The sequence below is a fragment of the Paenibacillus sp. JJ1722 genome (assembly GCF_048282685.1).
Lineage (GTDB): Bacteria > Bacillota > Bacilli > Paenibacillales > Paenibacillaceae > Paenibacillus > Paenibacillus polymyxa_B.
The window spans coordinates 2437152-2460122 of the sequence record NZ_CP182500.1; the positions used below are offsets into that span (position 1 = coordinate 2437152).

A 22971-nucleotide genomic window follows, 5' to 3' on the forward strand; every position below is an offset into this window, starting at 1 on the left:
CTATGAGCCGACTCATTGGAGTTATCAACCTGGATCACGAACTGGATCAGTTGAAGGAATTGACCTATTTCCGGTGCGGGGCCGCAGTACCCTTTGCCAGTCGATATCGGCTCATTGATTTTACCTTATCCAACATGATGCATGCAGGGGTGCATGATATTGCACTGTTTATCCGCCGCAAATACCGTTCGCTGTTGGACCATCTGGGTGAAGGTCGGCCTTGGGATTTAGACCGCAGACGGGGCGGGTTGTTTATTTTGCCACCGGACTGGAATGATCCGACGGATGCATCACGTGGGGATTTGCAGCATGTGCACAACAATCTGGACTTTTTCCATCGCTCATCGGGGCAAACCATTGTTCACGCAGGAACTCAGCATGTCAATAAGGTTGATATCGAGGATGTATACCGTTATCATCGGGAGAAAAATGCAGATGTTACCCTCGTATATAAACCCATAGACCAGCTCGAATCTGAGCATGCTCCTTGTGCACGACTGGAGATTGATGAGAACGGACGAGTGACTGGTATTCATCAGGAGCAGGATCATCATAATATTTATCTGGAAATGTTCGTGATGGACAAAGGCTTGTATCTGGATCAGGTGAAGCATTGCATTGCCCATCAGGATAATCATTTCTTTCGCGATGCCATCCAGAAAAACCCAAGTGGACTGCGCATTTATGCGTATCGTTATGAAGGTTATCATGCGGTCATTAATTCTATCGAGAGCTACTATAAAAATAGCATGAAGCTGCTGGATCAGGAGCAGTATCATGCACTGTTTCAGAATCAGCCGGTGCATACCAAAATCAAGTATGAAGCCCCGACCCGTTATACGCACAGCGCCGAGGTGGATCATTCACTTGTTGCCAATGGCTGCACCATTGGGGGCAAGGTCGAGAACAGTATTCTTTTCCGTGGAGTACGGGTGGAGGAGGGTGCGCGGGTAAGCAACTCGATTATTATGCAAAAATGCGTCATCCGTAAAGGGGCAGTTGTGGAGAATGTGGTTTTAGATAAAGATGTACAGCTTTCACCAGATCGAACTCTGATTGGAGACATTAGAGTTCCCTATGTCATTGCCAAGAATAGCGTAATTTAAAGGATATACTTAGCCATTAAAACGGAAATAACAGGAGGTACAACTTTGTTCAGCAATAAAGAAGCATTTAAGCAGGCTTTTCGAGAGCAACTGGTCGGAAGGCTGGGCAAACCGATGCAGGAGGCTCAGTCGGAAGACGTATATAAGGTTTTGGGTGGCATGATTCGTGAACAAGTCGGCAAGAATTGGGCAGAAACGAACCAAGCCTACAAAGAAGGACAAGAGAAGCAGATTTATTATTTTTCACTGGAATTTTTGATAGGTCGTCTATTGGGCAGTAATCTGTTGAATTTGGGCGTACTGGATATGGTTCGGCAGGCATTGGGTGAACTGGGCTGGGATCTGGAGGAAATTGAAGAACAGGAGGCGGACGCGGGGCTAGGCAATGGTGGCCTCGGCCGTCTGGCGGCTTGCTTCATGGACTCGCTGGCATCCCTTGGCTATGCAGGACATGGTTGCGGTATCCGATATAAATATGGTCTGTTTGAACAGCGTATTGTGGACGGCAATCAGGTTGAACTGCCGGACTACTGGCTACAGAAAGGGAATGTCTGGGAGGAACGCCGTCCTGACAAAAAGGTCGAGGTTCATTTTTGGGGAAGAGTGGAAACCCGTGAACAGGAGGGACGTCTTGTATTCGAGACACAGGATACCGAAACAGTCTGGGCTGTCCCTTACGATATTCCGCTGGTAGGCTATGGTCATGCGCAGGTGAATACGCTGCGGATTTGGAGTGCGGAATCAGCGCTTGATCCCGTTCGAGGACCGATTCGAGGCGAGGGCGGTTATTACCGCTTTCTCGACTACAATCGATCGGTGGAATCCATCTCGGCATTTCTATATCCGGATGACTCCAATTATGAGGGGAAGCTGCTTCGCTTGAAGCAGCAGTATTTCCTGTGCTCGGCCGGCCTGCAAAGTATTTTGCGTACGTTCGAGAAGCTTCGTTTACCTTACGCCCAGTTGCCCGATAAAATAGCACTGCACATTAACGATACACATCCGACGCTGGTTATACCGGAACTGATGCGTATTCTGATGGACGTGAAGGGCTTGGGCTGGGACGAAGCATGGGATATTACGACGCGAACCGTTTCATATACGAATCATACGATATTAAGTGAGGCGCTGGAACAATGGCCTGTCAATATGGTACGGGAGCTACTACCTCGTATTTCCTTGATCATTGAAGAAATTAACAAACGTTATTGCGCTATGCTACTGGAGCGTTACCCAGGACAGGACATCAAAATTGGTGAAATGGCGATTATTCATGGTGAACAAATCCGTATGGCTCACTTGGCAATCGTCGGCAGCTACAGCGTTAATGGGGTGGCTGCGCTGCATACGCAAATATTAAAGGAACGAGAGATGAAGTCGTTTCACGAGCTGTACCCTGACCGTTTTAATAATAAAACAAACGGGATTGCCCATCGCCGCTGGCTGATGCACGCTAACCCGGAGCTGGCAAGCTTGTACGATGAGACCATCGGTACACGTTGGAGGACCCGTCCAAGGGAGCTCATCGACCTGCTTCGTTACAGTGGGGACGAGTCGTTCAAAGAACGGATACAGGCGATTAAGCGAAATAATAAAGTCAGGCTCGCTGAGCATGTTTTTGCAAAACAGGGAGTACGACTGGATACGTCCTCCATTTTTGATGTGCAGGTCAAACGGTTACATGGTTATAAGCGACAGCTGCTCAACATTTTGCATGTGATGCATTTATACAGTCAGCTTAAAAGTAATCCTGGCCTGGATGTGACGCCACGCACGTTTGTTTTTGGAGCCAAAGCCGCCCCCGGTTATTTTCTCGCCAAACAGACGATCAAGCTTATTAACAACGTGGCGGACACGATCAATCGGGATGTAGATGTCAAGGACAAGCTGAAAGTCGTTTTCCTTGAAAATTATTCTGTCTCGCTAGCGGAGCTGATTATTCCTGCGGCGGATGTCAGTGAGCAGATTTCCACGGCAGGCAAGGAAGCCTCTGGCACAGGGAATATGAAATTTATGATGAACGGTGCGCTCACAATAGGTACATTGGACGGAGCCAATGTTGAAATGCATGAAATGGTAGGGGATGCCAACATGTTCATTTTTGGATTGAAGGTGGACCAGATCGAGGCATATTACCGGGACGGCCAGTATTCGGCGCGCAAAACAGCCAATAGCGACGAAAGACTGCGTGAAGTGTTGGATCAACTCGTGAACGATGCTCCTTTTACGCGGCATGAACGGGAATTTGAGGCCATTTATCAATCCCTGATTGATCATAATGATGAATACTTTGTGCTCAAAGACTTTGCATCCTATGTGGATACACAGGTTCACATTGAACAAGTGTATCGGAATCCCTCGGAGTGGACTCGGCGTGCTATTGTCAATATGGCGAACTCTGGTAAATTTTCTAGTGATTGCACGATTCAGCAATACGCGGCTGAGATTTGGGACATTGTGCCTCTCCAAAACGATGTCAACAAGCGAATTCTGTCCTAAAACGGCGAAACAGACGGAATAACATTGCTTTTCGAACGCTGAGGGTTATAATGACAGTATAGACATAAGTAAGGATGGGAACTGTATATACTCATTCCTGAACTTGAATTGTACTGTTGAAGGAGTCCTCCTATTGATAAAGCTCAATCCGAAAAGGCTCAAACCTCATAAATCGAAGAAGAAATATAATATGTTTCAAAATATATGGCGTGCGATTCGGCTGAATTTCATCAAGCTATTGCGCGCCCCTGGTGGAGTTAAAAAGATCTCTTTGGGCTTCGCCATTGGCTTTGCGCTGGAGATGATTGTGATTTCCACGGCTTCTCTGGTATACCTTGTTTTTTATCCGATTGTTCGTCTGTCCGGCGGCTCGTTGCCTGCGGCCATTGTGGGTAACGTTGTAGGTAAACTGACCTTTTTGCCAATTGTACTGATGCCATTCGCCAAGCAAGTGGGGGCTTGGATTTATCCATCCCATTATCCGGTACATGTCAGGGGCGGACGACTTCACGAGCATTCTTTTATGGAGCTGTTTCACGGCAACTGGTCTGTATTCAGAGACTTGCTGCACGGAGGCTTGCACATCCTGATCGGCATGTCGATTTTCGGTGTGGTGCTGGGCATTATCTCGTATTTTGTCATTCAGGTTCTGTATAATCGTTCGCTGCACAAACGGTTGGAAAAGCGGAAGTTGCGTCATGGTGCAGCATTTTCGGCGGCCAGACTGCTGAAGAATGGATAACGATGCATAAGAAAGAAGCTCTTCGAGCCTATTTATTAGGTCCGAAGGGCTTCTTTGAGTTGGGGCAAGCAACTTTTATTTTTGTATTACGTCTAAGGAATATATGTATCCATTCTTTTAAGTCTCTTTTGAGACATCAGGAGGAATTGCCCCATGAAAAAATGGAATTCTATCACTGCAACAGTTGCGGCAATATCCATGCTTTTGGGAACGGCTCCAGTTGCATGGGCACAGCAGCCCGCCGCTGCCATAGCTCAAAACGCACAAACTTCTGTTAACTTGGACCCAACCGCCACTAAGCGTTTAACAGATGTGCTGAACACATTAGCGGGGAAACAAACAATAAAGTTTACAAGCGCTGATACTGCTTTTGACTCATGGACGGTAAACGGTACTTTGAGCGGGACAGCTAATGCTGATTTCATCCAAAATTACGATTCCAAAAAGGGAATCGTGCAATCCACCAGCATTATTTATGATGCGGCTGATCTCAACAAAGTTATGGACAATAATCTACGCAGCAAGGTTGCATCGTTCCTGAAAACATTTGATTCTGATGGAGTGTTTAAAACGGATGCTGTCTGGCGTGTATATTCACCGGATGACGAAGGAGAACTCAAAAATTATTGGGTGCTATGGGGGCATGACCAGAGTCTCTACATTGACCTTGATCAAGGAAATAAAATAACGGCTAGCATAATGTATTCGCTTAAAGACGTTAAAGCTTCACTGTCCAACAAAGCGAATCGTTCGCTTAAAACAGTTGGTATTGCTTCGAGCAATCCGTTTGAATATGTGTTTCGTCAGCATGAAGGCAATGATACCGTTTGGAATTTCCGGGACGATAATGAGTTAAACAACGTGTTGATTGGGGTGAAAACTGGTAAAGTGTGGGCCGTAAAAAACGAGCTTGGCATGGATTGGACGGGGGAAAAGGATTTTGTCAAAGCATTCGCTAAGCCAAAGCTCAGCCAAACTCAGGCTCTTTCAGCCGCGAAGTCGAAAGTGCAATCTCTTTTTGGAATTAACCTAAAAGGATATACCGTAAAAATTAAGGATAACGAGTATACGTTCTCCCAAAAAGGCGCAGTTACTGTGGTGGGAAAAATCAATAAAAAAGGAGCATTTTATTCCCTAGAGGCTATGCCCGCGAATGGAGTTCGAAATTAAGCAGAATGATTTTATTGAAAAGCGTATGATCTCTATAAGAGGCATACGCTTTTGACATATTTTGTAACAGGATTGGCTTCATTCGCTCGAATCGTTTACAATACGTGTGCATACAACAATGGACGACAGGTTAATGTACATACAAGGAGTGATGAAGTTGCGGAAGATATGGCAAATCTACTTAACAGACTGGAGAAATGTATTCAAAGTATCGACCGGGACTTTATTAGTCATTGGCATCATTCTTTTGCCTTCTGTCTATGCATGGGTGAATTTGAAAGCGATGTGGGATCCGTATGCGAATACATCTGGGATTAAAATTGCAGTAACCAGCCAAGATCAGGGTGCAGAAGTGAATGGTAAAAAGATTAATATCGGCGATGAGGTTTTGCATAACCTTCAAAATAACAAGAAGCTGGGTTGGACTTTTGTCAATGAAGCGGAAGCACGAAAAGGTGTGTTGAATGGTGATTATTATGCCAGCCTGCTGATCCCGAAAGATTTTTCAGAGAAAATTACGAGTGTGCTGACGGAAAATCCGCAAAAGCCGGAAATTGATTACGCCGTAAATGAAAAAATTAATGCAGTAGCTCCGAAAATTACATCTTCGGGGGCAACCTCTCTGACGAACCAGATTAGCCAAAACTTTATTGAAACTGCCAGCCAGGCGGTATTGACGAAGTTGAAGGAAGCCGGAGTCAGGCTGGAGGAGGAGCTCCCGACGATTCGTAATATTGAGAACCGGGTGTTGGAGCTGAATAATCGATTGCCGGATATCGAAAGGTTGGGCAAACAGGCATTGGAACTGGAGCAAAATTTGCCGAAAATAAAGGCACAGGGACAAAAGATCATTGCATTGAAGGAGAAAATTCCTGAAATTAACCGTGCCGGTGACCTGGTGCTCAAAATTGACAAAAACATGCCTGAGCTGGACAAGGTAGCCGCTGTTATTTTGGATATCCAAAAAAGACTACCTGATATTCAAAAGGCCGGTGATCGAATTGTTGAACTAGATCAAAATTTCAGCAAGGTAGAAAGCGCACTGGCCACAGCCCTAGAGGACACGCAAACGGCTCTTAAAGTCATTAATGCTGCCCAGAAAGCACTGCCAGAAGTACAGAAAATAGCGGACACAGGCAAGGATTTTACAACCGGTTTACTCGAATTTCTGGACAAAAACGAGGGTGCGCTTGATTCGATTGGTACAGTAGTTAAAGAAGACTTACAACTGGTACAACAAATCGCGAATGAAGTTTCTCAGATTACAGACATTGTTCGTGGTGTGGATTTTGATCCTAAAGCAGCACAAGCTGCGGTGAATCGTGTCAGCGGTAGGCTGACAACTGCCGTGGGAGTGTTGGATCATATTTCTCAATTGCTGAAGCGTGTGAACGGATACTTGCCAAGTCAACCTCTGGATTCACTTATTTCCCGTGTGAGCGGGGTAGAGGATCGTTTCCGTCGTCTGAATAGCACAGTAACTAGCATCGGGGATGCCATTCAGCGCGGCGAAAAGCCTGCGCAAAATCTGCTGGATGACACTGATCGCCTTGCAGGAGAAATCAGTAGCGGAATTGACAGCATTTTGGGCAATTATGATACGGAGTATGCACCCGCCATTCAAAAGGCGCTGGATCAGATCAAATCCGTTGCCCGCAATTCTGCCAATGTGCTGACTACAGCTCAAGAGCAGCTACCGAATATTGAAAAGCTATTAAATGACGCACAGGCTGCAGCAGAATTCGGTCAGCAAGAGCTAACACGTCTCCAGCAGGATCTGCCACAATACCGTCAAAAACTGCATGAAGCGGCGACGACGATTCAGGGGCGCATGGGCGAGTTTACGAATGCTGTGAACAAAGCGGCAGACTTTGTAAATAACGATTTGCCAGCGGTTAAAAATAAAATTCATCAGGCAGCAGATTTTGTGCGTAATGATTTGCCTAAAGCGGAACAACAGTTTGTCAAAATGGCTGATTTAATTGAAAATAAATTTCCTGAAGCTGAAAAAGCGGTACACCAAGTAGCCAATTTTGTAAGGACCGATCTTCCAGCTGCCGAGGATTCCATACGTCAGGCTGCAGACACAATTCGCAAGCTTAAGGGCGAAAATGCACTCGGACGCGCTATTGCATTGTTAAAGGGGGATGTGAAAAAGGAAAGTGATTTTCTCGGCAGTCCGGTATCGTTGAAGCAGGAGCGGATATACCCAATTCCCAACTATGGTTCTGCGATGTCACCTTTTTACACTACATTGTCGATTTGGGTAGGTGCGATGCTACTGGTCTCCATGTTCAGGGTAGATGTGGATGACCCGGAAGGACAATTTAAAAGCTACCAAGTGTATTTCGGACGGCTTATGACATTCTCCACGATTGGCATTTTTCAAGCGCTGAGCGTATCTCTCGGTGACTTGTTCCTGCTCGGGGCGTATGTGGATGCCAAAGTAGCTTTTGTACTATCGTCTATGCTGATCAGTCTGGTGTTTACGGCGATGACCTATACACTAGTTTCTGTGTTCGGCAATATCGGCAAGGGACTGGCAGTCATCCTGCTGGTGCTTCAATTCTCCAGTTCAGGAGGGACATTCCCGATTGCGACGAGTACACCGTTTTTTCAGGCGCTGAATCCGTTCGTACCATTCACCTATGCGGTTAGTCTGTTACGAGAGACAGTAGGAGGGATGTTGCCTTCAACGGTGATACGAGATGTGGTGATGCTGTTTGTATTTATCGGTGTTTGCTTCCTGTTTGGATTGGTGTTTAAGAAGCCGCTCAGCAAGCATACGAAAAAAATGGCCGAGCGAGCAAAAGAAACGAAATTGATTCCTTGATTGTAAAAAAAGAATGAGTTACGGTGGCTGAAGTGAGCCGCTCCGCGAAGGATTTGATCTTACGATCGCTGTTGCCACGGGATTCTTTGGATTAGGACATGACAAGGTAAAAATCCCATGGCAAAGGCGAACGCTTCGCTTCTCCAGATTCAAATTCTCCGCTCCGCTGCAACCGCCGTAAAGTCACTATTTTTTCATATGGAGTAGGTAGTATGGTAGGAGATGCCTCGCGCTTGCTGCTTCGGCGGTGCGTGGGGCTTTTTTGCATGCGCTATCCAACCTTAAATTGCATTTGGGGTTGTTTCAATGTGGTTTTTTCTGGTGAATAAACGGAGTATGGTCTTTTTTGGCATGTAATTTTGCGGAATTTTAAAATCCTTAGGCAAAGGCGGGAAGCAGTATGGAGTATTCATACTTAGGAAAGTCAGGCTTGAAGGTTAGTCGGTTATGTCTGGGGACGATGAATTTCGGACCGGAAACCGAAGAAAAGGATGCGTTTAAAATTATGGATGCCGCACTGGATGCGGGCATTAACTTTTTTGATACGGCTAATGTATATGGCCATGATCGTAAAGGTTGGACAGAGGAAATTATCGGACGTTGGTTCCAGCAGGGCGGCGGAAGACGCGAGAAGGTCGTGTTGGCAACGAAGGTATACGGAGACATGAAAAATGAACATGACGGACCCAATGCAGGATCAGGCTTGTCTGCTTACAAAATTCGCCGTCATTTGGATGCGTCGCTGAAACGTCTTCAAACCGACCATGTAGAGCTATATCAAATGCATCACATTGACCGAAATGTGTCATGGGATGAACTGTGGGGCGTATTTGAGTCCGTGGTGGATCGGGGACAAGTTGATTATATCGGTTCCAGTAATTTTGCAGGCTGGCATATTGCGGTGGCGCAGGCAGAAGCGAAGGCACGGCGTTTTCTGGGGCTTGTATCCGAGCAGCATTTGTACAACCTGAACGAACGTTCCGCCGAGCTTGAAGTATTACCAGCAGCTCAAGAGCTGGGTCTGGGTGTGATCCCATGGAGCCCGCTGGCCGGCGGACTGTTGGGACGGAATGCGTTAGCAGGTACTGGTTCTCGCAGCGCACGCGCCAAAGAAAAGGTGGAGCAGAATCGTGCGAAGCTGGAGCAATTTGCAGCATTGTCCCGCGAGCTGGGTGAAAAGGAAGACGTGATTGCACTGGCTTGGGTACTGTCCCATCCGGCCGTAACGGCTCCAATTATCGGACCACGGACCTTAGAACAGTTAGAGGATGCTCTACGGGTACCTGAGGTCAAATTGAGCGAAGATGTGCTTGCCAAGCTGAATGAGATTTTCCCCGGTCCGGGAAAACCTGCGCCAGAAGCCTACGCTTGGTAAATAATACTTCGTACTCGTAATAAAACATCATTCTTTGTGAGAAATAATCGGCAAAAAAGCAGCAGATCAGGAGCTTCCTCTTTGATCTGCTGCTTTTTTTCTGGTGCCTGATCCACACTTGAACGACCGTAACAAGAATAAATATGCGCTAAATGGGATCTATCTTTTTAGATATGATTTTCTGAGTGGTTTTCTTATGATGTGTTACATAACTGTGTAGAATCATGCCGAGGATGACGATGAACATACCCATCCATGATAAAGGAGACGGCATGGGGATAGACAAAAAGATTAATTCTCCCATTAATGCAAAAAGAACTTCCAGAGATTGTGTTGCTTCTACGGTCGCCAGCTTTTGCATATTTCCACGAACCTGATCTGTAGCTTTAAAAAATAAAACCGTAGCGATCACCCCTGAAAACACAGCCACCAAAGCAGACTGTATCGTCTGATCCTTACTTGGCATTCCCGCGCTGAAAACTCCATATAACGAAAGCAATAACCAGAAGGGTAAGCTGGCTAATGTCATCCCGAGCACACGCTGATAGGCATCCAATCGTCCTGCACAGACTTCCATCATTTTACGATTACCTAATGGATAAGCGAATGAGGCGAGTATGACAGGCAGAATACCGAATAAAAAATCTTGGGTAGAAATGGATTGCGACTGTTCGACTTGCATAACAATAATGCCGATTAAAATAACGAGAGACATCAACAGTCCCTGGAGGGGGATTTTTCCTCGTATTTTGACAGGGCCGTTCTCCGTTTGGACAACCTCAGCAAATAAAGGGACAAGCAAAGAACCAGAAATGATGGTAATTTGCCAGGTTCCCGCGATCAACCACCCTGGTGAATAAGCCGATGCGAAGCATAACGGAGCATAAAATAAGCCAAATCCGATGAAGCTCCACCACAACCACGTTCCTGGTTGTTCCTTCATGACTTTCCAAAGAGGCTTAAGCTTTTGTTGGGTCATCACAATGACGACTAGAATAGGAACCATAAACAGATATCGCAATGAAGCACTCCAGATCCAGCTCCCGCCAGACAGCTCCATAGACCGGTTCAGAACAAATGTAAAAGCAAAAAAGAAAGCCGCCAACACACCTAACCAGATTGAGCGCATAGCATTCACCTAATTCTTTAAGTATCGTTATTTCTCATATTAATAACTTTAGATCATTCAATTCAAGAGTTTCTTACAGTTGACAAGGTAAGAGGGATGCTGTATATTACTGAAAGTTAATGTTAATAGTAATTATTACGATTTGAAAAAGAATGAAAATGAAAAGCCAATATTCAAGGGAGCGTAACAGCGATGAATAAGAAAGCAATACCGGTAACAGTGTTGAGCGGATATTTGGGTGCAGGAAAAACAACGATTTTGAATCATGTATTAAACAATCGGGACGGAATGAAAGTGGCAGTCATCGTCAATGACATGAGTGAAGTGAATATAGATGCTGAGCTGGTTAAAAAAGAGGGCGGCTTGTCCAGAACAGAAGAAAAACTGGTCGAGTTGTCTAATGGTTGTATTTGCTGCACATTGCGTGAAGATTTATTGCTGGAGGTCAAGAAGCTGACGGAACAAGGCGGTTTTGATTATATTTTAATCGAATCTACAGGCATCAGTGAACCCGTGCCAATCGCTCAAACTTTTACATACGTTGATGAAGGAACTGGCATTGATTTGGCATCGCTGGCAAAACTGGATTGCATGGTGACCGTAGTCGATGCGAATCGTTTCTGGCATGATTTTGAATCAGGAGAAACGCTACTGGATCGCAGGCAGGCTACTGGTGAAGACGACACGCGTGATATCTCGGACTTGCTGATTGACCAGATTGAAACCTGTGATGTATTGATTCTGAATAAGTGCGATCTGGTTCAGCCTGCGGAGCTGGACAAGCTGGAGGGTGTGCTGCGGAGATTACAGCCTGAAGCCCGGATCATTCGTACTTCCAAGGGAAAGGTCGCTCCTTCGGACATTTTGAATACAGGGCTATTCAATTTTGACAAGGCTAGTCAATCCGCTGGATGGATTCGTGAGCTGGAGCTTGAAAGCCATACACCAGAAACGGACGAATATGGGATCAATTCCTTTGTATATCGCCGTAGAAGACCATTTCATCCTGCGAGATTGGCTGAATTTATGAACTACTGGCCGGAGGAGGTCGTTCGCGCCAAAGGTTTGGCCTGGATTGCAACCCCGCAGGATTGGGCAGCGAGTATTAGCCAAGCTGGACCATCTATTCAATTTGGCCCTGCGGGAAGCTGGCTTGCTGCGTTATCTGAAGAAGAACGGCAGGAGATCGTCGCAGCCGACCCTGAGGCTCTGGACCATTGGGATGAACAATGGGGCGACCGCATGAACGAAATCGTCATGATAGGTATCGGAATGAATCGACCAGACTTGGAAGAAGAGCTAGATGAATGTCTACTGAACGATAACGAAATGAATATGGACTGGTCCAGCTTTGAGAATCCGCTTCCTTGGCCGACATGCTGAAGCTAGTTGATCCATTCAGTAATAAAGTCCATACATTTTTTAGCTGCTGGAGAAACATTTTTTAAGGAAGCGGTAGCGATACCGATAGTACGGGAATGCCTTTCGTCCAAAGGTCGAATAGAGATGTCGTAAGGAATGTGAGACAGGATCATTTCAGGAAGAATACTCACGCCTAGGCCATTCTGCACCATAGCCATAATCGCATGGTCATCTTCTAATTCGTATTTGATTTTAGGTGACATATTATGCTGTGAAAAAATATTTCTTACATCGGTGTCACAGCCTGCAACAGGCATAATGAAAGGCTCATCTCTGAGCTGTTTTACTCGAATTGAAGCTTGCTTTCCAAGAATATGATCGGAAGGAAGTAGACAAAGCATGCTTTCTTCTTTTAATGGCAACGCCTCTAATGTGTCTAACGTGGGTAGGTTCACAAAGCCGAAATCAGCTTCCCCACTGACTATCCAGCTCTCAATTTCATGGTAGTTCCCATCGAGCAGTTTTACTTCAATAAGAGGAAACTGCTCATTGAATTTTTTTAGAATACGGGGCAGCCAATGAATAGAGACGCTTGAAAATGTACCGATCTTCACGGTTCCGATTTCCAATCCTTTAATTAAAGCTACCTCTTGGTAAAGCTTTTCGTCCATTTGTACAATCTCTCTAAATCGCTTCATTAATCTTTCCCCGTTATTGGTCAATCTGATGCCTGAACGACCTCGGATCAGAAGAGTCAGCCCTAGTTCATGTTCCAACCCAGAGATCGCATGGCTGATTGCTGATTGTGTAAGATTTAAAACTTCCCCGGCCTTTGTGAAACTTCCCATTTCAACTACGCAAAGAAAAATCTTATATTTAAACAAATTTGTGTTCACTCCTATTTTTATGAAATATATTCATGCATCATATCAGATATATTCATTTTTTTTATTTAATATTTATGATTATAATCAAATTAAAGAAAGGTTATTTAATTTTGTTTTAGGAGGGTCATATGAATTCAATTGCTAAAACTCCTCGTCCGCCCTATTATGCGGCTATCTTTACTTCTGAACGTACGGAAGGAGATGGCGGATACGGAGTGATGGGAGACAAAATGGTGGAACTGGCTGCCCAACAGCCTGGTTTTCTAGGTGTGGAAAGTGTTCGTGACCACAATGGAGTAGGCATTACAGTTTCCTATTGGGAGTCTCTGGACGCTATAAAAAATTGGAAACATAACGAGCTGCACAAGGTAGCGCAGGAAAAAGGGAAATCCGAGTGGTATAAAACATTTGGTTTAAGAGTGAGCAAGGTAGAACGAGATTATTTTTTTACAGTGTAAATAGGTTCAATATCAAAGTTAGTGCTTAGCATGAAGCCAAAGAGGTCCCATATGGGACTTCTTTGGCTTCTCTGTCAGAAAGGAATCGTCGACCATTTTGTGAAACGTAAACGGTTCTATTCATATTCAGTTCATAAACGTGGGTTATCCTCTCTATAGAAACCGTACAGGGAGGATATGAATGTGGATTATACAGACAGAAAAGAGACCTTGGCCATTGAAGCAAGGGGACTCGTAAAAGCTTTTGGTGACAAGCAGGCTGTTGACGGTGTCGACTTGAACGTGCGTGCTGGCACGATCTACGGTGTGCTTGGTCCTAATGGAGCAGGCAAAACGACTACCATCCGAATGCTGTCAACGTTATTGCGGCCCGATGGGGGATCAGCCCGTATCTTCGGGCACGATGCAGTAAAGGAGCCGCAGGTTGTGCGTCAGTTGATCGGGGTGACAGGCCAGTACGCATCGGTCGATGAGTCGCTTAGCGCTACCGAGAACCTGATCATCTTCTCCAGACTGCTTGGACTGGGACGTGCCGAGGCGCGTAATAAGGCAGCGGAGCTGCTGGAGGAATTTGGCTTGGCCGAAGCGGCCAAACGACCGCTAAAGCATTTCTCCGGAGGTATGCGCCGTCGGCTGGATTTGGCCGCAAGTCTCATTGCCAAGCCGCCGCTGATTTTCCTGGATGAGCCGACTACTGGACTAGACCCGCGCACGCGTGTCCAGATGTGGGACACGATCCGGAGTTTGGTCAAGACCGGTTCCACCGTACTGCTTACAACCCAGTACCTCGACGAGGCGGATCAACTTGCTGATCGAATCGCGGTGATCGATCATGGCCGGGTAGTCGCTGAGGGTACGGTGGATGAACTGAAAGCGGCAGTGGGGGCGTCGACTCTGCAACTCAAAGTGCAAAATCAACAGGACATCGAGAGAGCTGTTCAGATCGTTGAACAGGTGCTTTCAGTTAAGTCCAGCGTGTCAGTGGAAGCTGGAAAGATTATCTCTCCGATGGCCAACGCAGATCGGGTAACGGACCTGCTGATCGCCCTCCGTACCGGAGAGATTCGTCTAGCAGAGATGAGTGTGCAGAAGCCGACGCTCGACGAGGTGTTTTTGTCCATCACTGGTCATGGGGCACAAGTAAACAGACAGCAGACGTCCCAAGGAGCGCATGCTGTGGAGGGGGCGAGAGCATGAAGAGTACTACTGTTATGACAGGTTCTGATCGCACATTGAAGAAGTCTGTGAGTTTCAGGCAGGCGTTTTTCAATTCCATGACGATGGCCTACCGGGGCATTCTGAAGATCCGGCATACTCCCGAGCAATTGTTTGATGTCACGCTCCAGCCAATCATTTTCACCCTTATGTTTACCTATATCTTTGGTGGCGCCATCTCAGGAGACGTGCAGCATTATTTGCCGGTTATTATTCCAGGCATCCTCGTGCAGACGGTGATCTCGACCTCCGTCGTTACCGGCGTCCAACTACGTGAGGATATGGACAAAGGAGTGTTCGACAGGTTCAAGTCACTCCCAATCGCACGCATTGCGCCTTTGGCTGGAGCTCTGCTGGCTGACAGTATCCGGTATACTATTGCGACTGTACTTACCTTCGCCATGGGGTATATTTTGGGGTATCGGCCAGAGGGAGGACTGCTGAGTGTCGCTATCGCCGCGCTTTTGGTCATCGTGTGTTCCTGGGCAGTCAGCTGGATTTTCGCCTTCTTTGGCGTGATTGCCCGCACTGCTTCCAGTGTACAGGGCATCTCCATGATTGTTCTGTTTCCGCTCACTTTTGTTTCCAATGCATTTGTGCCTGTGGACACAATGCCTGGTTGGCTACAGTGGTTTGTAAACGTCAACCCGATTTCACATCTTGTGAACGCAGTCAGGGAGCTTGCGAATACGGGAACGATTGGCGAGGAACTGGCGATCTCACTGCTTGGCGCTACAGTCATTGTGGCGATCTTCGCGCCGCTTACGGTGCGTGCTTATATGCGTAAAGCATAAGATGGCGGTCTTCTTGACGAGGACGAGAGATTTAAGGCAGAGTTAGTTAGGGGGGATTGAAATGACGTGTGTATTAGTCGTTGATGATGATCCGCATATTCGTGAACTGGTCGGACACTTTTTGAGAATGGAAGGTCTGGAGGTAGTCGAGGCGGTGGATGGTTTGGACGCGATGCGCATTTTTGATCAAAACAAGGTCGATTTGCTTGTTCTTGATATCATGATGCCGGGAATGGATGGTTGGGAGCTGTGCCGTAAGCTGCGAGAGCAGACCGACCTGCCGCTGCTTATGCTTACAGCCAAAGGCGAGACGTCACAGATCGTGAAAGGCTTCGCGCTCGGAACGGACGACTATCTTGTTAAGCCATTCGACCCCATGGTGCTTGTCGCACGCGTGAAGGCTTTATTAAAACGTTATCGTATCATGGCTTCAAAATCAGTGACTGTCGGAGATCTTGTCCTGCGCAGCGATACATTTGAGTGTCGGGCTGGAGAGAAGGAGATTACCCTGCCGCTCAAGGAGTTTGAGTTGCTCTTCAAGCTGGCCAGCTATCCTGGCAAAACCTTTACCCGCGACCAGTTGATCGAACAGATCTGGGGTTATGATTATGAGGGAGACGAAAGAACAGTTGATGTCCATATCAAGCGCCTTCGGGAACGGTTTCCGGAGGCAAGCCACTCTTTCCGGATCAGTACGATCCGGGGATTGGGTTATCGACTGGAGGTAAGGCAATGAAGCGGGAACCGGGATTCCTCCATATCCTTGCGAGACTCATGCTGGTGTTATTGGTGCTGTATCTCAGCTGGACTGCCGCGTACTTTATTACGGCGGCGATCTATTCGCGCATGTCATGGGCTTTTCATGATTTGTTCGTCTTTCTTATTAATGCGACGCTTGGCTTTTTCTTCTTCGGTATTATCAGTATGACGGTAAGACGCTTCATCCAGCCTAGAGAGCAGCACGCTTTTACCGAAATGATCGATGCTTTAAAACGTATTTCGCAAGGAGACTTTCACATTAATCTGGATTGGGACCTCGGCGGGCGGAACGGAAAACATCGGAGGACGCATCCTTATGTACAGTTGGTGGACAGTATCAATGATATGGCTGCAAATCTGAAGGCTATGGAAAAACTGCGGGAGGAGTTTATTTCGAACGTATCCCATGAAATCGGCTCACCACTGACCTCGATAATCGGATTCGCCAAGGCGCTGAAGGATGAGAAACTGGATCGTGAGCAGCGAGACCGGTATTTGACGATCATCGAGACGGAGTGTATTCGTCTATCCAAGCTAAGCGATAATCTCATGAAGCTGGCGATTCTGGATTCGGAGCGGCATCCGTTTCGTCCGTCCCTTTATCGGCTGGACAAGCAGCTGATTTCGCTTATTCTCGCCTGCGAACCGCAATGGGAGGCTAAAAAAATCGAGATGACTGTTGAGGTGGATATAGTTGAGGTCAACGCGGACGAGGATCTGATGGGCCAGGTTTGGGTGAATCTTCTTCACAATGCCATTAAATTTACACCACAGGGTGGAAGCATATCTGTTTCTCTTTCAAGTAACGGTGATCAGGCGGTTATCTGCATTGCGGATACGGGACAGGGCATCAACGAACAGGATCAGCAGCGCATTTTTGAACGTTTTTATAAAGCAGACCAGTCACGGTCCCGAACTGCTGGAGGCAGTGGCTTGGGACTTTCCATTGCTTATAAAATAACAGAGATGCATACCGGCTCTATCTCTGTATCCAGCAAGGTGGGAGAAGGAACGGTATTTACAGTTATGCTGCCGCTGCACCAGAAAGTAATGAAAGGCAGCAGCAACTGTGAAATGTACAACGGCACAGTAATTTAAAAAGGAGCGTCTTCAAAGCCACAAACGGCTGAAGGACGCTCCTTTTTAGTTCCCATACTTATACTCTTATGGCATATGCGTATGTGCTCAGGACTTAGATGTATTTACCGGCTTCATCTCCTGTATAGCTTCTTTCAAGCTTTGTGAGCATTGCTCATATAGCTGTTTTCTTTGTTGCTCACTGGAACCAGATGCGAGTTTTTGCAACTCCGTTGTGCATTGTTCCAGCAAAGTCAGCACGGTTTGATTCGAATCCTGCACCTTGTTTAGCTGTACATTGTCACTATATTGGTCAATGTACAGTTCTCCTTGCGGATCCACCTGCGCGAAAAACACATCTTTGACTGTTAAACTCTTTTCCTTTAGCTTGGCATCCAGCCATTGTTGAGTGATCCCCATATATGCCATTTGTTGCTCCATAAGTTGTCCATCCATAATGACTGCTGTTGGTTCCTTCTCCGGTAATTGCTGCATATTCAAATCCTTAAGTGTCACAGGCTGCTTGTCTTTGGTTAACAGCACATTGACTTCGCCACTGGTTTCCATAAGAGCAAATTCCACGTCAGATACTTTGAATACATTTTTGCTTCGAAGCTGCTCCATGAGTTCATCCAGGGTGAGCCGTTCTTTTCTCAGATTATCCTCTAAAATTTTGCCGTCTTTGATCAGGATTGTTGTCCTTCCATCTGTTATATCTCTGATTTTCTTGCTTTTAATTTGCAAATATTCAATGCCAAGTGTTGTCAGTACCCATACTGACAAGGCTATGAGGCCTAGATACCAGGTGGATTCACGCTCCATAGGAATGGTAGCAGCCAGGTTACCTATCGTGATTCCTGTTATATATTCGAACAAGGAAAGCTGGGATACCTGACGTTTTCCAAGAATTTTGGTGATTAAAAATAATATAGCGACAGCCATTAATGTGCGTATAGCAACCTCGGCCCAATCCTGCATTTGCTCAACCTCATTTCATTTCGCCACAAGGACGCTACTATTCCAAGGATATCCGCGTCAAGGCACATTTAAACTCCAATTCCCCTAAATTTAAATAACCAAGCTGCCAATAAGCGATGAAATACAATATATAATTAAAATTTTCTATCGATGAATTATCATTGTCTATTGCACAAGCGATTGACGGAAAGGAGGGGGGAGGATACATTATAGATATAATTCTTATTTAATTCATCGGGATTATAAACATTAAGCTCACGGAGGTATGTATATGTCGTCCAAACCTAAAGTTGTATTGTGGAGTAAAACCGGCTGTCATTTTTGTGGAGAGATCAAATCGTACCTGGAATCCCAAAATCAGCCGTATGAAAATATCCAAGTGGACGGAAATGATGCGCTGCGTGACGTGCTGGAGACCAAATATGGTATTCGTTATGTCCCTGTCGTCGAGGTAGGCGGGGATAATAAATATGAAGCACTGCTCAACCCGGATCTGGAAGAGTTGGGTAAAGTGCTGGAAAGTTACAATCAAGTAGTATAGGCCAATAGGAAAAGGATCAGTTACTCCGCTGCCTATACAAAATAAGTAGCGGAGACTGCCCTACAAACCATTAGCAGCCTAGCTGCCCTAAAAAATGATAGCCGTAGGATAACAATTATGTTCAAGAGAGGTGGAAGAGTTATGGCTAAGAATAGACAAATTAAATTTGGTGCGATTATTCACGGTGTTGGGGGAAGCATGACGACTTGGCGTCACCCTGAAGTACCTGCGGATGCGAGTGTTAACTTTGAATTTTATAAAACGCAGGCGCAAAAGGCAGAGGAAGGAAAGTTTGACCTCGTATTTATCGCAGATGGCCTGTTCATTAACGAAAAATCTATTCCCCACTTTCTGAACCGTTTTGAACCAATTACGATTCTGTCCGCTTTGGCTGGGGTGACGAAGCATATCGGACTGGTCGGCACACTGTCGACTTCCTATAGCGAACCGTTCACGGTAGCACGCCAGTTTTCTTCCATTGATCATATTAGCGGAGGTCGTGCAGGCTGGAATGTGGTAACTTCTCCGCTGGAAGGCTCTGCCCTTAACTTTAGCAAAGGCGAGCACCCGTCGCATCCGCAGCGCTATAAAATTGCAGAGGAATATTTACAGGTTACCAAAGGACTGTGGGACTCGTGGGAAGAGGATGCGTTCGTTCGTGATAAGGAAGCCGGCGTATTCTTTGATCCTGAAAAGCTGCATACATTGAACCATAAAGGTGAGTTTTTCTCTGTGCAGGGCCCACTGAACATTGGACGATCCAAGCAGGGACAGCCGGTTATTTTTCAGGCAGGTTCCTCGGAGGATGGCAAAAACCTGGCCGCCAAGGAAGCGGATGCTGTATTTACAGGACATGAAACGTTAGAGGAAGCGCAGCAGTTTTATCGTGATGTGAAAGAACGTGCGGTACGCTATGGTAGATCCGAAGAGGATATTGTCATTTTGCCGGGCATATCGCCGATTATTGGCAGCACGACGGAGGAAGCGGAACGTAAGTATGAAGAGATCACTAATCTGGTGACGATTGAGGCTGCGTTAAAATATTTGGGACGTTTCTTCGATCATCATGATTTCTCACAATATCCGCTGGATGAGCCATTCCCTGAGCTTGATGGTATTGGCAGCAATGCGTTCCGCAGCGGTACAGATAAAATCAAACGAGTAGCCAAGGAACAAAATTTGACCTTACGCGAGGTTGCGTTGCGTTCAGCTACGCCGAGAACCTCTTTTATCGGAACCGCTGAGCAGGTGGCGGATCGAGTGCAGGAGTGGTTTGAAAGAAAAGGAGCAGACGGATTCATCATTGGTTCTGATGTACCCTCGGGTCTGCATGACTTCGTAAATCTGGTTGTGCCTATTTTGCAGGAACGCGGTATTTACCGTCAGGATTATGAATTTAGCACACTACGTGAAAACCTGGGCGTGCCTATTCCTGAGAACCGCTATACAGCAGCCAAATCTAAAGTGAAGGTTGACGCATAACAGAAGGAGGAAAAAATATGTCCAAGGTTGTCATCCTATCAGGCAGTCCGTCTACACAATCCCGTTTATACGGCTTGATTAACTATACAACGGAGCAGTTGCAGCAGGCTGGAGCGGAGGTCACACTGCTGAATGTGGTCGACTTGCCGGCGGAGGATCTGGTCACAGCTAACTTTAACAGCCCCGACGTCACAGCATCACTTGCATTGATTGCAGCAGCGGATGCCGTTATTGTGGCTTCTCCAGTCTATAAGGCGTCCTATTCAGGATTATTGAAAATATTCCTGGATTTGGTTCCGCAGGAGGGGCTAAGAGGGAAACCTGTCCTGCCTTTATTTATCGGAGGTACGCTGGCTCATCTGCTGGTCATTGACTATGCCTTGAAGCCGGTTATTAATGCACTGGGCGGAAGACATATTCTTGGCGGGGTGTATGCAGTGGATCAGTGGGTCGAACGTCTACCAGATGGAGCATACGGGTTGTCCGAAGAATTGGTTGCACGGTTGGAACGTTCTGTTAAAGAACTAAATGAGCTATTAAAATTATAGATATTTTCAATATTTCCATTGACAGGTCGTTCAGTGAGTTTTATGATACAAAAAAACCAAGTTAACATATTGGATAAATGTATATAAAACTTACTGGGGGACTTACGTATGAATATCGAGAATATGGAAGCCTTTGTATACGTGAATCATTATGGGAGCTTTAACAAGGCGGCAGAAGCCTTGTTCTTGTCCCAGCCCTCCGTTACAGCACGGATTCAGACGCTAGAGCGCGAGCTAGAATGCAAGCTGTTCGACCGCCAAAGCAAGCAAACGGTTCTGACGGAGGATGGACGAAAGTTTCTTCCTTATGCGGAGCAGATGCTTCAGGTGCTGCAAAAAGGGAAGCAAAAGCTCCAACAGCGTAAGAAAGCCCCTCAGCAAATTCGAATTGGCTGCACGATATCGGTGTCGAACTACATCATTCCTGAGATATTAAAGCAGCTTCGTGCCCGTTATCCAGAGGTTAACTACAAAATTGTGACGGCTACGACGGATCAACTGGTACATAAACTGTTGAACCGTGAGGTAGACATTAGTTTTGTCCGTAAAGTGATGCATCCGGCTATCCGTACGCTTGCTTTTTATGAAGATCCGATTTCCCTGTATGTATACGACGGCCATCCGTTTATGAAAACAGGAAAGGCCAGCATACAGGATATTCAACGTGAAACACTGGTATTTTTCGAATGCGGATCACTAGATTGGATGAGGATTCATCGCGCTTTTGAATCACTGGAGCAGCCACCGGACATTGCTTTTCAGGTAGACAATGTGGTCACGGCCAAAAAGCTGGTATTGGAAGAAGCGGGTATTGCCTTTTTGCCGGATGTCTGTGTGAACCGTGAAGTGAAAGATCAGAAACTGTTCCGTATCCATGTTCCAGAGGTAGCTGGGGTGTCTATGCAGATTAGCATAATAGCGACCAAAGAAGACTGTGCAGTGACCTCGGATTTTGCAGATGCACTGACAGAAGGTTTCCGGGGTGCTGTTTTGTTATAGGAATGTTCTATAGCTTGGTGGATTGACGTATAGGTTTCCAGGTGTTAAATTAATCACATCCTAAAACCAATTAAGCTTATAGGAATTATGAATTATTGGATGTTGTAGCTACCATGTATGTCGCAAACTGCTGATATACAAAGAGATGAGGGGGATTCATATGAAAAAGTGGTTTGCAATATTGTCTGTTATGGCAATCATCCTGGTGTTGGCAGGCTGCGGTTCCTCAGATAACGCGTCTAGCGCGTCAGGTTCAAGCGGAGACGTGAAGAAAATTATCGTAGGCACAGGTACTCAATTCAAAAATGTATGCTTTATTGACGAAAACGGAAATTTAACAGGTTTTGATGTGGAGCTGATTAAGGAGCTGGACAAGCGCCTGCCTCAATACGAATTTGAATTCAAAACGATGGACTTTGGAAATTTGCTGCTAAGTCTCGATGCCGGCAAGATTGATCTGGTATCGCATCAAATGGAAAAAAACCCGGAGCGCGAAGCCAAGTATCTGTTCAACAAAAATCCGTATAGCATTTTTCTGAACAGAGTCGCTGTAGCGAAGGATAACAATACCATTCATTCAATTGATGATTTGAAAGGGAAAAAGGTACTCACCAGCCCAACCAGTAATGCGGCGTATGTGCTGAAAGAGTATAACAAAACCCACGGAGATGCCCTGAATATCGTTTATACGAGTGGTGCAGCCAATGATACGGTGCAACAAATTACGAGCGGCCGTATAGATGCTACCGTTACGACAGACTTTGCGAACCGTTTTAACACCGATGAAAAAGGAGAAGTAGCTCTGAAGACCGTTGGTGATCCTTTGACTCAATCGGATGTACTGTATGTACTGAACAAAAATGAGCAAGGGTTGGCGGATGACCTGGACAAAGCCATTCAGGAAGTGAAGGACGACGGTACGTTGTCGAAGCTGAGCATTAAATGGCTTGGAGAGGATTTCACTAAGTCTCTGGAAGATGTGAAAAAAGAAGGTAGCAGTAAGAAGTAAGGATAGAC

General features: G+C 46.1%; 21 protein-coding genes. 17 read left to right on the plus strand and 4 right to left on the minus strand.

What is annotated here, in order from left to right; translation table 11 throughout:
• The first annotated feature begins 2 nt into the window (after positions 1-2).
• The 5 genes from glgD to ACM1ND_RS11135 all read left to right on the plus strand — a co-directional run bounded on the left by glgD (position 3) and on the right by ACM1ND_RS11135 (position 8350).
• Positions 3-1106, plus strand: coding sequence for a glucose-1-phosphate adenylyltransferase subunit GlgD (gene glgD / locus ACM1ND_RS11115; RefSeq protein ID WP_023988336.1), 1104 nt, complete (start codon positions 3-5; stop codon positions 1104-1106).
• Positions 1107-1151: 45 nt separating this feature from the next.
• Complete coding sequence (locus ACM1ND_RS11120; RefSeq protein WP_023988337.1) at positions 1152-3605, plus strand: glycogen/starch/alpha-glucan phosphorylase; 2454 nt, start codon at positions 1152-1154, stop codon at positions 3603-3605.
• Positions 3606-3795: 190 nt separating this feature from the next.
• Positions 3796-4347, plus strand: a complete 552-nt coding sequence (locus tag ACM1ND_RS11125) for a DUF2062 domain-containing protein (RefSeq protein WP_028542387.1) — start codon at positions 3796-3798, stop codon at positions 4345-4347.
• Between the two features lie 153 nt (positions 4348-4500).
• Entirely contained in the window at positions 4501-5517 is a 1017-nt protein-coding gene (locus ACM1ND_RS11130; RefSeq protein WP_023988339.1) for a hypothetical protein, read from the plus strand.
• Between the two features lie 157 nt (positions 5518-5674).
• Positions 5675-8350 (plus strand): YhgE/Pip domain-containing protein, encoded by a 2676-nt coding sequence (locus tag ACM1ND_RS11135; protein WP_053325308.1) that lies wholly within the window; start codon positions 5675-5677, stop codon positions 8348-8350.
• A 91-nt stretch (positions 8351-8441) separates the two neighbouring features.
• Here ACM1ND_RS11135 and ACM1ND_RS11140 read toward each other — a convergent pair whose 3' ends face one another.
• Entirely contained in the window at positions 8442-8618 is a 177-nt protein-coding gene (locus tag ACM1ND_RS11140) for a hypothetical protein (RefSeq protein ID WP_254348152.1), read from the minus strand.
• Positions 8619-8750: 132 nt separating this feature from the next.
• Here ACM1ND_RS11140 and ACM1ND_RS11145 point away from each other — a divergent pair, with 132 nt between their 5' ends.
• On the plus strand, positions 8751-9725 hold the full coding sequence (locus ACM1ND_RS11145; RefSeq protein WP_023988341.1) for an aldo/keto reductase: 975 nt from the start codon (positions 8751-8753) through the stop codon (positions 9723-9725).
• A gap of 148 nt (positions 9726-9873) precedes the next feature.
• On the opposite strand, the gene ACM1ND_RS11150 is transcribed toward ACM1ND_RS11145, so the two are convergent.
• Positions 9874-10854, minus strand: coding sequence for a multidrug resistance efflux transporter family protein (locus ACM1ND_RS11150; RefSeq protein ID WP_023988342.1), 981 nt, complete (start codon positions 10852-10854; stop codon positions 9874-9876).
• A gap of 192 nt (positions 10855-11046) precedes the next feature.
• On the opposite strand from ACM1ND_RS11150, the gene ACM1ND_RS11155 reads away from it, so the two are divergent.
• Entirely contained in the window at positions 11047-12237 is a 1191-nt protein-coding gene (locus ACM1ND_RS11155; RefSeq protein ID WP_068940746.1) for a GTP-binding protein, read from the plus strand.
• Positions 12238-12239: 2 nt separating this feature from the next.
• Here the strand turns inward: ACM1ND_RS11155 and ACM1ND_RS11160 are convergent, their stop codons facing one another.
• Complete coding sequence (locus ACM1ND_RS11160) at positions 12240-13100, minus strand: LysR family transcriptional regulator (protein ID WP_076317399.1); 861 nt, start codon at positions 13098-13100, stop codon at positions 12240-12242.
• Between the two features lie 131 nt (positions 13101-13231).
• Here ACM1ND_RS11160 and ACM1ND_RS11165 point away from each other — a divergent pair, with 131 nt between their 5' ends.
• The 5 genes from ACM1ND_RS11165 to ACM1ND_RS11185 all read left to right on the plus strand — a co-directional run bounded on the left by ACM1ND_RS11165 (position 13232) and on the right by ACM1ND_RS11185 (position 17427).
• Complete coding sequence (locus tag ACM1ND_RS11165; RefSeq protein WP_025722950.1) at positions 13232-13561, plus strand: antibiotic biosynthesis monooxygenase family protein; 330 nt, start codon at positions 13232-13234, stop codon at positions 13559-13561.
• Between the two features lie 177 nt (positions 13562-13738).
• Positions 13739-14758: a daunorubicin resistance protein DrrA family ABC transporter ATP-binding protein gene (locus ACM1ND_RS11170; protein WP_028542382.1), complete on the plus strand. Its 1020-nt coding sequence runs from the start codon at positions 13739-13741 to the stop codon at positions 14756-14758.
• Positions 14755-15570, plus strand: coding sequence for an ABC transporter permease (locus ACM1ND_RS11175; protein ID WP_028542381.1), 816 nt, complete (start codon positions 14755-14757; stop codon positions 15568-15570). Before ACM1ND_RS11170 ends, ACM1ND_RS11175 begins: the two co-directional genes overlap by 4 nt.
• A 61-nt stretch (positions 15571-15631) precedes the next feature.
• A complete protein-coding gene (locus ACM1ND_RS11180) occupies positions 15632-16306 on the plus strand; it encodes a response regulator transcription factor (protein ID WP_068940747.1) in 675 nt (224 codons plus the stop codon).
• Positions 16303-17427 (plus strand): sensor histidine kinase, encoded by a 1125-nt coding sequence (locus ACM1ND_RS11185; RefSeq protein WP_068940749.1) that lies wholly within the window; start codon positions 16303-16305, stop codon positions 17425-17427. Before ACM1ND_RS11180 ends, ACM1ND_RS11185 begins: the two co-directional genes overlap by 4 nt.
• Positions 17428-17514: 87 nt before the next feature.
• Here the strand turns inward: ACM1ND_RS11185 and ACM1ND_RS11190 are convergent, their stop codons facing one another.
• Positions 17515-18384 carry a DUF421 domain-containing protein gene (locus tag ACM1ND_RS11190; protein WP_068940750.1) on the minus strand — a complete coding sequence of 290 codons (870 nt, stop codon included), beginning with the start codon at positions 18382-18384 and terminating at the stop codon, positions 17515-17517.
• Positions 18385-18655: 271 nt separating this feature from the next.
• Here ACM1ND_RS11190 and ACM1ND_RS11195 point away from each other — a divergent pair, with 271 nt between their 5' ends.
• The 5 genes from ACM1ND_RS11195 to ACM1ND_RS11215 all read left to right on the plus strand — a co-directional run bounded on the left by ACM1ND_RS11195 (position 18656) and on the right by ACM1ND_RS11215 (position 22963).
• Positions 18656-18925 carry a glutaredoxin family protein gene (locus ACM1ND_RS11195; RefSeq protein WP_023988351.1) on the plus strand — a complete coding sequence of 90 codons (270 nt, stop codon included), beginning with the start codon at positions 18656-18658 and terminating at the stop codon, positions 18923-18925.
• A gap of 141 nt (positions 18926-19066) precedes the next feature.
• Positions 19067-20407, plus strand: coding sequence for an LLM class flavin-dependent oxidoreductase (locus ACM1ND_RS11200; RefSeq protein ID WP_023988352.1), 1341 nt, complete (start codon positions 19067-19069; stop codon positions 20405-20407).
• Positions 20408-20424: 17 nt separating this feature from the next.
• The gene (ssuE, locus tag ACM1ND_RS11205; protein WP_029519116.1) at positions 20425-20955 is read left to right on the plus strand and encodes an NADPH-dependent FMN reductase; all 531 of its coding nucleotides are present in this window, start codon (positions 20425-20427) and stop codon (positions 20953-20955) included.
• A gap of 108 nt (positions 20956-21063) precedes the next feature.
• On the plus strand, positions 21064-21954 hold the full coding sequence (locus tag ACM1ND_RS11210) for a LysR family transcriptional regulator (RefSeq protein WP_013310069.1): 891 nt from the start codon (positions 21064-21066) through the stop codon (positions 21952-21954).
• A 160-nt stretch (positions 21955-22114) separates the two neighbouring features.
• Positions 22115-22963, plus strand: coding sequence for a transporter substrate-binding domain-containing protein (locus ACM1ND_RS11215; protein WP_023988354.1), 849 nt, complete (start codon positions 22115-22117; stop codon positions 22961-22963).
• The last annotated feature ends 8 nt before the right edge of the window (positions 22964-22971 follow it).